Below are 13,717 nucleotides of genomic sequence, written 5' to 3'. Positions count from 1 at the left end.
AAATATTAACCGAGAATTTTTTATTATGAACAATCAGTTTCCGGAAAACTTTGTATGGGGGGCGGCGACGGCCAGCTATCAGGTTGAAGGCGCTGTTCGCGAGGGTGGCCGCGCTCCGTCGATCTGGGATGCCATGTGCCAAACCCCGGGCAAGATCATGAACGGCGATACGGGCGATGTGGCGTGCGATCATTATCACCGGATTGAAGAGGACGTGAAGCTGATGAAGGACATCGGGTTGACCGCCTATCGTTTTTCCATCGCCTGGCCGCGCATCCAGCCGGATGGCCAGGGCGAAGCCAACCCGGCAGGCATCGCATTCTACAACCGCCTGATTGATTGTCTGCTGGAAAACGGCATTCAGCCGTGGGTGACGCTCTATCATTGGGATTTGCCTCTGGCCTTGCAGATTGAGCATGACGGTTGGTTGAATCGCGACATCGTTGATCGCTTTTCCGTCTATGCCCGCATCTGTTTTGAGAATTTTGGAGACCGCGTCAAGAATTGGATTACGCTGAACGAACCGTGGTGTTCTGCCGTGCTGGGGCATGGTTGCGGGGTGCATGCGCCGGGCCGGGTCAGCAATACGGAGCCGTATATTGCGGCGCATCATTTAATCCTGTCTCACGCGAAAGCGGTTGAAATCTACCGCAGCGAGTTTTCCGGGCAGCACGGAATGATCGGGTTGGTCAATAACTGCGACTACCGCTATCCGTTGACGGAGAGCGACGCCGACAAGGCGGCCGCGGAGCGGAGCATGGAATTTTTCCTGGCCTGGTTCGCCGATCCGGTTTGGAAAGGCGACTATCCCGCGGTGATGCGCGAGCGGGTCGGTGATCGGCTCCCCATATTTTCGGATGAAGAGCGCACGATGGTTTTGGGTTCGAGCGATTTTTTCGGGCTGAACCACTACACAACCATGCTGGCTTCGGAACCTAATGAAAAACCGCATGATGCGAGCGTGGCGGGCAATGGAGGAATCTTCGACGACCAGCATGTTCGGCTGGACGTGGATCCAACCTGGGAGCAAACGCATATGGGCTGGAGCATTGTTCCGGAGGGATGCCGCGAACTGCTGAAGTGGATCGATGCTCGCTACGGCCATCCGATTATTTACATTACGGAAAACGGATGTGCGCTGGATGAACCCGATCATGACACGGGCATTAACGACACGGCCCGCGTGGACTTTCACGACCGGTATCTGCGCGAGTGCCGCAACGCCATTGGGCAGGGCGTGGATCTTCGTGGGTATTTCACCTGGTCGCTGATGGATAACTTTGAGTGGTCCTTCGGCTACGGACGTCGCTTCGGTCTTGTTCGTATTGACTATGAAACGCTGGAACGAACGCCGAAGCTGTCCGCCCGCTGGTATCACGATGCCATTGCTTTAAATGGGGAAAGCATTTCCCTGAAATAAATTCGAAATATGTAAGTTCAAAGGGGCGCAATGAAAAAGAACACGCTGTCGTTTAAGGAAAAGTTCGGATATGCCAGCGGCGATTTTGCGTCGTGTTTGTATTTCGGCATATTCATGAATTTCATGAGTTATTTCTACACGGACGTGTTCGGCATCAGCGCCGCCGCTCTGGCAACCATGATTTTCATCACCCGCACCTGGGACTGGATCAACGACCCCATTATGGGCGTCATCGCGGACCGCACCGACACGAAGATGGGCAAGTTCCGCCCGTGGCTTTTGTGGATGATTGCCCCGTATGCCGTGGTCGGCATCCTAACCTTCACCACCTTTGATCTGGGGGCGACCGGTAAGTTGGTCTACGCCTATGTGACCTATACGCTGCTGACGATGATCTATACGGCGATCAATATTCCGTACTCCGCATTGATGGGTGTGATGACCGCGAAGTCATCGGATCGAACGGTGCTGGCTTCCTATCGGTTTGTGGGTGCCTTTGCGGGTACGTTTTTTGTGAATGGAACCATGCTCTATCTCGTCAGCGCGTTCGGGCGCGGCAACGAAAAGGTCGGCTTTACGCTGACCGTGGCGCTCTACGCGCTGATGGCGGCTGGGTTTTTCTTCCTAACCTTCATCTCAACGCACGAACGCGTTAAGCCTCCCGAGGGGCAGAAGCCGTCTATCGTAAAGGATCTGCAGGCCCTTCGTCACAACGGTCCGTGGATCACGATGATCTTTGTCAGCGTCTTGACCATTCTCTGGATTGCCATCCGGGGCGGGGCGACGATTCACTATTTCAAGTATGTTTCCGGCAACGCGAACTGGGGCAGCCTGTTTCTGAGCATCAGCACCGTGGTGCAAATCGTCGGCGTTCTGCTGACCAGGCAGATTGTTGCGTTGCTTGGCGGCAAGAAGCGCACCTTCATTATCGTTAATTTCGTATCGGGAATCTTAATTGCCTTGTTCTATTTTATTGATCCGAAAAACATCCCGCTAATCATGGCGCACCAAGTGGTCAGTTCATTCATTATGGCGCCGCTCATGCCGCTGTTCTGGTCGATGATTGCCGACACGGCCGACTATGGTGCGTGGAAGCTGGGGCAGCGCTCGACCGGCCTCCTTTTTTCCGCTGGAACCTTCTCTCAGAAAATCGGCTGGTCGATCGGCCCCGCTTTATCGATGGCCTTGCTGGGCTCCTTCGGTTTCGTGGCGAATCAGGATCAATCGCCCGAAACGATTCACGGCCTGCGCCTGATCATGAGTCTGATTCCGGCGGTGTTCGCCTTTCTTGCCGGAGCTGCGGTTTTCTTTTACAAGATTGATGCAACGATGGAGAAGGAAATGGAAACCGCCATGGCGGCAGAAGAGCTATAGTTCCGGTCATCCGTGCGCATTCCAAAATACTCACCGAGGAGTGCCGTTAGGGTTGAATAGAACGAGCTGTCAGCGTTCCTGCTGTTTGGCCTTTTTCCGGAGTTTATTCATGGTTGTGTTGTTCATGTCGGGATTTTTTCCGGTCTTGAAGCGTTCTGTATGATAGTAGTGGCGTTCGAGCCGCCAGAAGACGCCTTCGTCATAAGGTGGTTCTATTTTGTCGGCCTCCCAGTTTTCAAGAAGCGTATTTAGTTTTTGAACCTTTTCGGGCATTGTTTTGACGAGATCTTTGGTTTCGGCGAGATCGTCATCCAGATTGTAGAGGGCCAGCCCATAGTCATCGACGCGGATGAGTTTCCACGGGCCGTCGCGGAGCGCGGCGCAGTCGAGTTTGCGCCAGTAGAGCTTTTCGTGCGGGATGCTTAAGTCCTTCCCATTGATGTAGGGCAGCAGGTTTTTGCCGTCAAGGGGGCGGGGCTGCTCCAGCGAACCGCCGGCGGCTGCAACGCTGGTCGGATAGATGTCGAGCGCGGAAACCATCGGTTCATAAACCTGGCCGGCCTGCACCTTGCCTTTCCAGTAGAGGACAAACGGCACGCGGTGGCCACCTTCGAATTTATATCCCTTCATGCCGCCTAGCGGGGCGTTGGATGATTGTTTGACCGTGCCTCCGTTGTCGCTCAGGAACCAGATCACCGTATTGTCGAGCTGGCCGGTTTTTTCCAAGGATTGGAAAACGCGGCCAATATTGCGGTCCATGCCGTAGACCAATCCGGCATAGTTGTCGTCGGAGCCGAGGGCTTCCATATCCTCGGGCTTTGATTGGAGCGGACCATGGGGTGCGGTGTAGGACAGGAAGGCAAAGAAGGGTTTGTCGGAATCGGCTTCGATAAATTTCAGGGCCTGGTCGGTCAGCCGGTCGGTCAGATGTCCCTTAAACTCAACTTGCTTGCCGTTGTGCTCAATGTTGTGGGGATCGCCGGGTTTGTCGTGCGCATGTGCTGCATCGAACCAATAGGTGCGCGACCCTTCGCGCAGGCCCCAGAATTCGTTGAAGCCGCGTGCGGTGGGATAATGCTGCGTTTCATCGCCAAGATGCCATTTTCCGAAGAGGGCCGTCCGGTAGCCGCAATCCTGCAGCGCTTGTCCCAGCGTCCGCTCCTGCGTGTCCATGCCGAAAGGCCGGGGCGGGCAGTTGCCCTCGTGGCCAAAGCGCTGCTGGTAGCGCCCGGTCATCATGCCGGCGCGCGACGGACTGCAGACCGATGCAGAAACGTGGGCGTCGGAAAACCGAACGCCGTTTTCAGCCAACCAGTCGAGGTGCGGCGTTTTGATATGTTCCGAACCTTGGAAACCGACATCGTGGTAGCCCAAATCATCGGCGAGAATCAGCAGTATGTTGGGCTGGTTCGCCCATGTGCTTGCAGAGGCTAAGCAGAGCAGGATGGTTATAATATTTTTTTTCATGTAGTTGCTTCCTTCATGGTTGTTTTGAGGGGCAGAATAGGGTTTTTAAAATTATTCTGCCACCGAATCATTCTGCCTAATGTTTTCCGGACGTTCCTTCTGGTAGACGCGAACATAGTCGATTTCGTATCGGGAGGGGAATTGTGTTTCAGCGGGATCACCGCCGTTGATTCCGCCGATGGCGAGATTGAGCAGGATATAGTGGGGTTGGTGGAACGGATTTTTGATAGGGTGGCCTTCGGGATTGTTCGTGGTGGACAGCAGGGTTTCGTTCAACAGACGATCATCGACATACAGCCGGATATATTTTTCGGTCCAATCCATGCGCCACACATGAAACGCGTCGTCCCAGTTCGCTCCCAATTCAGCGACCGGTGTTTTTGTCGTGTCCCATTTCGGAGACCATCGCCGCTTGGTTCCCGATGCAACGTTGGCCAGAATGTCGCCCTTATAATATTCCATGATGTCGATTTCGCCGTTGTTCGGCCAATCGCCCTTAACGCCCAGCGTCCAGATGGCGGGCCATAATCCATCGCGGGCCTCGATCTTTGCCCGGATTTCAAAACGGCCGTATTGCCAGCTATGGAGCCCCTTGGTGGTTAGGCAGGACGATGTATAGGCCGCCCCCTTGCGTTTGGTTTTCCAGTTATTGGAATTCGGTTTGTGGTTGGGGTTTGGTTTCCATTCCTTTCGTCCTTCAATAATCAGCAGTCCGTTCGAGCAAAATGCGTTGTCCGGCTGGTACCATTGCAGTTCGTTGTTGCGGACAAAGCCGTGCTCAAGGTTCCAGTTTCCAGCCTTTGGGTCCCCGTCTTGGTTAAACTCGTCCGCCCAGACCAGCTGGTAGTTGTTGGCCAACGCCGTGGCAGAGAGTGCGAGCAGGATGAAGAGTAGCATAGGTTTGATTTTCATATGGTGCCTTTACTGCGTGGCTGCGGCCTGCAGTTCTGAGACGGTGCAGAAAACGAATCCGGCACCTTTCAGCTTGGCGACCACTTCGTCGAGATAATTCAGGGTGATCTCGCGCTCGTGCATGAGGATGATGGCGCCGCTTATGACCTTGGCAACGACTGCGTCGGCATGGGCTGATGCAACGGCGGGATCGTTCAGGTCTTCTTTCCCTTTATAGTCGGCATAGACGCTGGCGTTGAAGGCGGGCAGGTTCAACTCGTCGAGTATGGACCATACCCGGTCGTCAAACTTCAGGAACGGTGCGCGAAAAACGGTTGGTCCAACACCGGTGGTTTTTTTTGCCAGTTTCTGGAAACCAAGAATTTCTTCGCGAATGTCTTCTGAGGTTTTGAGTTCGGTCAGTTTCGGATGGGTCATGGAATGGTTGCCGATTTCGTGGCCTTTACGGGTGACGAGTTTTGAAAGTTGCGGTTCGGCTTTCACTTTTTTGCCGATCTGGAAGAACGTGGCTTTCACCTGATGCTTTTCGAGGATGTCCAGAATGGGTGCGGTATACGCGCTGGGTCCATCGTCAAAGGTCAACGCGATCATTTTTTGACTATTGGGAATTGTGCTGATGGCGCTGCGACCGGCTGAGGCCGAGAGGGCACCCAGCAAAAGCAGGCAGGTTAGAATATTTTTGAACATATTTGACTCCGAGTGTTCTACAGGTGATGTAGTTTCTTTATTTTTAAATATAACATAGATATAACAAAAACAAGGTGTTTTCGATGTGTTTCTTGTTTGGGGGGGAGCAATCGTTGGTGTGGCAAAAATCGCATTAATCGTTAGTTATTTGATTTTATTGGGTTTTTTCCGCGAAACCGATGAGTGGTGGTAGTGAGTGGAACATAAAAACCGGGATTCCCATGTTGACATAGATATAGGAACGATATATAAGCAATCCAACCTGAAGCGATAGGTGTGTATTATTTATATGTGGAGGCGGGTGCCTTCCATGGAGAGTAAAGAGAGATACTACGGAGGTAGAGAGATGAAAAAGTGGCTAGCCATATTAATGGCAGTGGCTTTTGCGAGTGTTTCGCAAGGGCAGAACGTTATAGACAGTTGGGATTTTGATGTTCTGGATGGAGCGATCGATACGGCAGGTAGTTACTCAGATCTGGGTGTCGGTGGAAAAACCTGGGGGGCATCTGATGTTGCGTCGATTGTCAGCAGCAATGCGGTTCTTGAGGGGCTCGGCAATCAGGAGCCGTCACCTTATGTGAATTTTTTCCGATCCGTCACCCCTTCGGTGAGAGCGGGTGAAACCAGCGGAAAATATCAGCTGAGTGTTGATATTGTCTCGGCGAACTTTGCCAATACTTCGGTATCAAACCAGAGTGCCACCTTCGGGATCGGTATCCGCAAAACCGGTGGCGGCGGCGGTGACGATCAGCTGATGCGTTTTATGTATCAAGGTCAGCTCAACGTTACCAACGTAAACAGTTCCGGCGTAACCAATATTATTGCCGATGCAGACCAGATTCAGATCACGGTCGATTCCAAGGACATCACCCTAGGGATTGTTGACTTTTCGATTCCGGGAAGTTCGGTTTCGAATCTGAACTTCAGACAGGTCTATGACCTGAATGCAGGAACCTATGAAGCGTATTACACACTGGGTGCGGCCTCTGAAGTGCTTCTTCACTCGGGAGCCATCAAAGACGGTTGGGACCTCGGCGCTCTGCGAATTAATTCTCAGCAGTATAACGGGGGTCAAATCTGGGAGCCCGGCGACCTGTTTAAGTTCGACAACATCGAGTTCACACAGCTGGTGGCACCTGCCACAACGCTCTATGAGGGAAATCTCAGTATTGTAGACTCCCAAACAGGAACTTTCAACAAGCTCCTGACGAACTTAACGTATAAGACATTCGCCGATGCGCAGGTGGGCGACGTGGTGGTGGTGCTGACTGCTTCAAACAAGGGCGGTGAACCGGACGCAACGGATTCCACCGGCGTGATCACCTTTGGCGGAACCGCATCGCTCACGGAGACAAACTTGAAGAACAGAGTCGCTATCGGCGGGGCACCTTCCGCCAACTGGTGCGCCACGGTAACAGCGGCCGGATCTGTTGATGTAAATTTGAGTCATGTCTCGGACGGGTACTTATCTATTGGAACCTATCTGGTGCGGTCGGACAGCGATGAAATTGAAGTGGTCGCAATGGCCGCCAACTCAGCGACTGATCCCGCTGCTGTTACGAATCTCTATGACTTCGGCGGAATGGTCGACGGACAGGGCCTGTTTTTCGAGGCAACTTCCGGTAACGACGCCGCCGGTTGGGTTGCTTCAAATACCGGTACGATCCTTGATGTGGGGCCGGGTAGTCGCCAGATCGCGCGCGGGACATTCTCAGAAGTGTCTGCGATAACAAATATCTGGACCACGGCTACTGCAGGAAAACGAAGCGGTGTCGCCGGTATTGTTCTCGCGGGTCTCGGCACCTCGCCGACGGTTACTGTTGACGAGTGGGATATGAACAGCAATGGGCAGTATCAGCGTTCAAACAACGATCTGGTTTTACCGGGTACGGACACGAACGCTCATCAGTTTGCCCAGACTACGGATGATGGCACCTTCATTTATGCTACGACGAACGTAGCACCTGCGAATGGGTTTTCAGACAAGACCACCCTGTCGCAACCGGTTGTTCTGACGAATGCAGTGGCGAAGATGACCCTGAAGTTCTCAGAAATCGACTGGTCTTCAGCTACCAATCTGGTCTCGAACTTTGGAATTCGCCTTTACGACGATTCCGAAGCAAATTACGTTGGTTTGAAAATTGCAGATCAGGGAGCTACCAGCGATGCCATTCGTATCAGCGCGGAAGGAAATGCAGCTTTCACCGCTCATGGGCGCCTAAGTTCGGTCAATGCCGTAACCGGCGACTTCTTCGTGACCATTGAACTGGACTATGCGAACAGCGAAATCCGCCTGTTGAGCAGCGGAGAATGGTTCCCCGGCGGAGTTGCCGTGCAGACCAACAGCTTCGATTTTGCAGCTCTAGGCATCACCGAGTTGACAAAAATCCAGACGCGTTCGGCCAACTGGAGTACAGGCGATTATATTGTTCTGGATAATCTGGAGATTAACTACACGCCGCTGGACACTCCGGAACCGCCGGACACCCCCGATTCGTTCTACAGCGAATGGCTGGCGGAAAATGGATACACCTCCGACACCGGCCTGCTCGAAGATGCCAATGGAAACGGCGTTAACAACCTGACCGAATATGCTATTGGCGGAGCGGCGAACCTGCCGGTTGAGTCGGTTGATGGTGCATATCTTGTATACGTCCACGTGCAGTGGGATGATGCAGAAGCTTCTGCCCGCGGCCTGAGCTATGCCGTGCTGGCAGATGATAACCTTGTTTTCGGTGATGGCTTCAGCACGAACGATGTTGAGTTTGTCGGCAGTGTTGACGGTGTCCCGGAAGCGGGGCACATGACGGTCACCAATCAGGTTCCGACCGATATTGGTGCACGGTTTATGAAGCTGGATATTACATTTACCCCGTAGACTGTCGTTTAACAGGTAACCAGAAAAGCCCCGTTTAGCGGGGCTTTTTTTGGTGAAGAGCTTTGTTTTTTTTACCCGGGAAAAGGGTCCTTCGTATATTTTAGTGGCAACGAATGAATGAAAAGCAACGAATGTTTCGGCGGCAGAAGCGATTCCCGCTCATTCTGCGGTAGGGTAGCTGTTTCCCGATAATACTGCAGCTAACGGTCAGCTACAAGGGGCAGGACTATGCTTCGACGCTGACCCTCACCAATGATGAATCCATTGTGGTTATGCTTTCCTCAAGTGTTGCCGACGATGCCTGCACATCGGAGGTGATCGATGCATGGCATTACAATGGTCTGACTAATGGCGCAGAGCTGGCCGAAGGAATCAGCACCGGTTTGGTGGGCGGCGTGTTCTTTAATAATGATCCGTTGGCCTCAATCCAGAACGAAACCGTCCGTTGGCAGGCCGACGGTGCTGATCCCAGCCTGTTCCAAGGCAAGGACCCTTCAAGCTATGACGGCGCAAGCAACGGGCTGTTCCAGCTGTCGGTCGACTATCTTGACGGCGACTTTTCGGGAACCGCGGCGCTGACCAACGGCATTGGCCGCGTCGGCTTCGGTCTGCGCGGCGATCCAGGTGGGGCAGACATCGATGCGACATTCCGTTTGGTGTTCAATAGCGGAGGTGGGTCGAATGCGCACTATCGTTTGGAGGTGACGGATGACGGCGGCGTGAATCAATTGGTTGGTACGTTCCCCGAAGCCACGCTGGATCATTTGAATGTCCGCTCGGTCTACGATCTCGACAGCAGGGGGGCGATCGGTTCGTTTAAGGTGTATTATCGACTCGACGGTGCTGCTGAGGTACTTGCACATGCTGGGCAGCTAGCATCCGGTTTTGCACTGGATCAACTGCGCGCCGTGGTGCAAACCTCCAACGGCGGCGCCAACTGGGAGGTGGGCGATCAGGTCTCGACCGACAACTTGGTTCTCCGCACGCTCGGCGGTCCACCGCCGCCACCGACCAAGACGGTGCTCGAGGAATGGACCTATGCTAGTGTGACCAACGGCGCGGGGCTGTCGGAAGGGTTTAGCACGACGGGTACCGGGCTTGCATGGGCCGACTCCCCGTTGGCGGTGGTGTCCAATCAAATGCAACGCTGGACCTACAATGGAACGACGGAGTCAGCGTTCCAAAATAAAGTCACTTCCGGAAGCAGTTATGAAAATGCAACGTCCGGAGTCTATCAATTGAGCTTCGACGTTGTTTCGGCCGGCTTCTCGGGCACAGCGGCCGCAGATGGGAAAGCACAATTCGGCTACGGCATCCGGGACAACTCCCTTGCAGGAACCGATCGTAACGGCATGTTGCTGGTCCGTTATGAAGGCGGCGGAGCAACGGATGAGTTCCGCATAAGTCTCAGCGCCGGTTCAACGATCCAGCAGGTGGTGCAGAATGGCCGCGTAATGTCCAACCTGCATGTTCGTGCCGTATACGATCTGGACAATGCAGGCGCGGTCGGCTCGTTCAAGGCCTATTACAGCTTCGACGGCGGGACCGAGACGGAAGTGGTTAATCAGCTGGCGGCGGGATTCACGCTCGAGACCCTGCGCATGCAGGTGCAGACCATCAACGGCGGGAACAGCTGGGCCGTTGGGGATGTCGCATTGCTCGATAATATCCAGTTTTGTGAACTGCTTGAAGGTGTTGAGACTCCGTCATCGCTGCTGGCCGACTGGCTGGCGGACTATCTTGGCCTTGGAAGCCAGACCAATCTGACGGATAATCCAGATTCGGATATTGCCAAAAACTTGCTCGAATATGCCTTTGGCGGCGATCCGACCAACGGACTGGATGTCGGCCACTGGCCAACCGCCCAAGCCATGGAGAACGGCGGAACGAACTATATTGAGTATGTCTACGCCAAACGCACTGACGCCGCGACACGCGGATTGGGCTATCAGCTCGAAACCAATCCCGACTTGATTGGCGGAACCTGGACCAACAGCTGTTTTGTTTTGATCGGATCCGGCGAGCTTCCCGGCGGAGCGTTCGATGCCGTCACGAATCAGGTTCCTATGGTTGGAAACACCGGCTTTATCCGGTTGAAGGTGGAATACACGCCTTAATTGGACAGGCTGGATAGCCGGTTCCGTGCCGGCGATCTGGGCTGGAAGCGTTGATTATGTGATCGTTCGCTTTTGAAATTTCATTGTTATATATCTTCCGGTTTCCTTGGGTTTTGTTATTATATCAATAATCAATTGATAGGTTGGTTGTAGATGTCTTATAACAGTTGGGTGGAAAAATGAAAGAAATCGATAGTTCGTTGGAAACATCATTGGAAAGCACGCCTCATAAATATCAGGGTATTTGCGACGATATTTTGGCTCGGATCGAAAGCGGTGAACTACCGCCGGGCACACGGCTTCCTGGCGTGAGAGCGCTGGGCGAGCAGTATGGCTGCAACTACCACACCGTACGACACGCCTTCGAAACGCTGGCCGAGCGGGGGTATGTTGAGCTCAAGCGCGGCAGCGGCACCTTTGTTACGGAGCGTGCAGTGGATTTCAAGATGCGCAAGGTGGCAACCGAAAAGGTGCTGCGCACCACCGACAAGATCGGCGTTCTGCTTCCGCTCAAGCAGTGGGGGTACTATGTAACCAGTCTGATCGACCAGCTGCACCACATGGCTGAGGATATGGGCATCAAGCTCAATATCCGCACCGTAACCGAAATTGATATCCATTCCGCCTCATTGGCGCGCGAATTTTTGGATCAGGATTGTTGCGCCATCATTCTTCCGTGGATCGGGGAGGATCAGCATGCGGCCGGGCTGCACGATTTTATTCGGGCCAGCGAACTTCCGGTGGTGCTGGCCAACCCCGCACACGGACTGGAGGCCAACTGTTATTGGGATCCGAGCGTTGAGCCCGATGCCTCCCACTCCGACACCTACTTGCAGTGCAGTTATTTAAGAAAGCTCGGCTACAATAAAATTGCGCTTCTAGGTCCTGATACAGAGGGGGCGGAATATTTCCAGCGTAAGCTGCTTCAGTACAGCCGTTGGTGCGACCGCGAGGATCTGCCAAACCTGATCGGCATGGTGGACCGCTCGGAGAAGGACTATAAACGGATCATCAAACGCTGGGCGCCCATGAAGGGCGAACTGGCGGTCATCGCGTACCACGATGAGATTGCGTTCGAATTTATGAGTGCGGCGGCCAGCAAGGGCTTCTCCATTCCGGACGATTTTGCCGTTCTCGGACATAACAACAACCCGAACGGGCTGCGGTCGAATCCGCCGCTGAGCACCATGTTGCTTCCCTATGAGTATGTGGCCAAAGGAATGATTGGCCATGCATTGGCGCTCAGCCAAGGCAAGTCGGCGCAACTGGTTCAGCACGAGCCCCAGGCGTTTTATATCCGCGAATCCTGCGGCGGCCGCGCCCGCCTTGGCGTGGATGGCGTTGAGAAGGTGGTTAAAGAACTTATGGATGACTTCGGAAAAAGATAGGAACGTCTCTTCCTGAACGGCGTTTGAACAAAAGCCGGTTCCATCATGTGGAGTCGGTTTTTTTCATGTATGAGTTATAACGGCGAAGCAAAAGGGGGCGATGCCTAATGAACAAAGAACTCTATTCTGCTGAATTCCTGCTTAAAAGACTCATGGAGAAGATGACGGACAGCATCTACTTCAAGGATTTGCAGTCCCGGTTCGTCATGGTGAATAAAAACTTGGCCAATGCTTGGGGCTATTCCTCTCCCGATGAGCTGATTGGTAAGAGCGATTTCGACAGCTTTCGCGAGGACGATGCCCGTCACATGTTTGAAGACGAGCAGGCCATTATCAAGAGTGGCGAACCGTTGGAAGGCATCGAGGAAGAGACCACCTGGAAGAATGGTCATGTGGCGTGGTCTTCCACGTCGAAGATGCCGCTGATTGACGACGCGGGCAAGGTGGTCGGAACCTTTGGCATCTCCCGGAATATTACCGAACATAAGCTCGCGGAATTGCAGGTGGCCCGCTATGCGGAGGAAATCCGCAGGATTAAGGAGGGCATGGAGGAAGATTTGCGCATGGCCGCGGAGTTGCAGAAATCCTTTTTTCCTACGACCTATCCCATTTTCCCTGAAGGCGTATCTCGCGAAGAAAGTGCGGTGCAGTTCCTTCATCATTACAATGCCAGCGGCATGGTCAGCGGTGATATTTGCGCCATCCGTCGCCTGTCGGGCACGGAGTGCTGCGTGCTGCTGTGCGATGTGATGGGCCACGGCGTGCGTGCGGCGCTGGGCACGGCGCTCATTTGCGCCATGGTTCAGGAGCTGGCGGAGCAGGAGCGCGACCCGGGCAGATTCCTCGGACGGATGAACGAACGGCTGCTGCCGATTCTGCGGCAGCAGGACGTGTTTCTTTATGCCACGGCCTGCTATGCGGTCTACGATGCCGCCTCCGGCCGGATGCGGGTGGCCAATGCCGGGCATCCAGTGCCGCTCCTCTTGAAGGGGGGCGAAAAAACCGCCGGCTGGCTCATGGATGATGGATCCATGCGGGGTCCCGCACTGGCAGTTTGTGAAGATGTCGTTTACCAAACCTTTGAAAAACAGTTGCGGGCTGGCGATTCCGTGGTCATGTATACGGACGGCCTCTACGAAGCGCTGGGCACGGATGACGAGGAGTTTGGCGAGGAGCGCCTGCTGCAGGCGGCCAAACGGAATGGAGGGCTTCCGCTCCAAGAACTATTCCCGGCTTTTGTCAAAGAGGTGTGTGATTATTCGGCGGACGGCGAGTTCGACGACGACATTTGTCTGGTGGGTTTCACATGCCGCTCGTTGCGGGCTCAAAGTTGAATCTCGAGAGCCGCTAGGTTCGGAAGTGTTTGGTCGGGCGCTTCTACTGAAACGCCGCGGACTCGCTTTATGGAATCTTCCCCGATGTGTTCCTCCATAGCCTTCATCAACAGCTCGTCCGTGTGAAATGCCCCGGTCTT

General features: G+C 54.0%; 9 protein-coding genes. 6 read left to right on the top strand and 3 right to left on the bottom strand.

The features are described 5' to 3' along the window. Nucleotides 1-25: 25 nt before the first annotated feature. Nucleotides 26-1,420 (top strand): GH1 family beta-glucosidase, encoded by a 1,395-nt coding sequence (locus SCARR_RS06385; RefSeq protein WP_136060669.1) that lies wholly within the window; start codon nucleotides 26-28, stop codon nucleotides 1,418-1,420. 30 nt (nucleotides 1,421-1,450) lie between these two features. After that, nucleotides 1,451-2,794 carry an MFS transporter gene (locus tag SCARR_RS06380; protein WP_136060668.1) on the top strand — a complete coding sequence of 448 codons (1,344 nt, stop codon included), beginning with the start codon at nucleotides 1,451-1,453 and terminating at the stop codon, nucleotides 2,792-2,794. Between the two features lie 69 nt (nucleotides 2,795-2,863). On the opposite strand, the gene SCARR_RS06375 is transcribed toward SCARR_RS06380, so the two are convergent. Genes SCARR_RS06375 through SCARR_RS06365 form a run of 3 tightly spaced genes read right to left on the bottom strand, consistent with a single transcriptional unit; the run spans nucleotide 2,864 to nucleotide 5,860 of the window. After that, nucleotides 2,864-4,261, bottom strand: a complete 1,398-nt coding sequence (locus SCARR_RS06375) for a sulfatase-like hydrolase/transferase (RefSeq protein WP_136060667.1) — start codon at nucleotides 4,259-4,261, stop codon at nucleotides 2,864-2,866. Between the two features lie 51 nt (nucleotides 4,262-4,312). Continuing rightward, nucleotides 4,313-5,173, bottom strand: a complete 861-nt coding sequence (locus SCARR_RS06370; protein ID WP_136060666.1) for a glycoside hydrolase family 16 protein — start codon at nucleotides 5,171-5,173, stop codon at nucleotides 4,313-4,315. 9 nt (nucleotides 5,174-5,182) lie between these two features. Further along, nucleotides 5,183-5,860, bottom strand: coding sequence for a polysaccharide deacetylase family protein (locus tag SCARR_RS06365; protein ID WP_136060665.1), 678 nt, complete (start codon nucleotides 5,858-5,860; stop codon nucleotides 5,183-5,185). Between the two features lie 346 nt (nucleotides 5,861-6,206). Here SCARR_RS06365 and SCARR_RS06360 point away from each other — a divergent pair, with 346 nt between their 5' ends. From SCARR_RS06360 to SCARR_RS06345, 4 genes are all read left to right on the top strand, one after another. Next, on the top strand, nucleotides 6,207-8,738 hold the full coding sequence (locus SCARR_RS06360) for a hypothetical protein (RefSeq protein ID WP_136060664.1): 2,532 nt from the start codon (nucleotides 6,207-6,209) through the stop codon (nucleotides 8,736-8,738). 272 nt (nucleotides 8,739-9,010) lie between these two features. Further along, the gene (locus tag SCARR_RS06355; RefSeq protein ID WP_136060663.1) at nucleotides 9,011-10,855 is read left to right on the top strand and encodes a hypothetical protein; all 1,845 of its coding nucleotides are present in this window, start codon (nucleotides 9,011-9,013) and stop codon (nucleotides 10,853-10,855) included. A 179-nt stretch (nucleotides 10,856-11,034) separates the two neighbouring features. Beyond that, entirely contained in the window at nucleotides 11,035-12,243 is a 1,209-nt protein-coding gene (locus SCARR_RS06350; protein WP_136060662.1) for a substrate-binding domain-containing protein, read from the top strand. 107 nt (nucleotides 12,244-12,350) lie between these two features. Beyond that, nucleotides 12,351-13,577: a SpoIIE family protein phosphatase gene (locus SCARR_RS06345; RefSeq protein WP_136060661.1), complete on the top strand. Its 1,227-nt coding sequence runs from the start codon at nucleotides 12,351-12,353 to the stop codon at nucleotides 13,575-13,577. Nucleotides 13,578-13,717: the final 140 nt, after the last annotated feature.

Origin of the sequence: Pontiella sulfatireligans (genome assembly GCF_900890705.1) — a bacterium.
In the GTDB taxonomy this organism is placed as follows: domain Bacteria; phylum Verrucomicrobiota; class Kiritimatiellia; order Kiritimatiellales; family Pontiellaceae; genus Pontiella; species Pontiella sulfatireligans.
The sequence above is the reverse complement of the archived record's forward strand: the minus strand, read 5'-3'. Positions and strand labels throughout refer to the sequence as shown.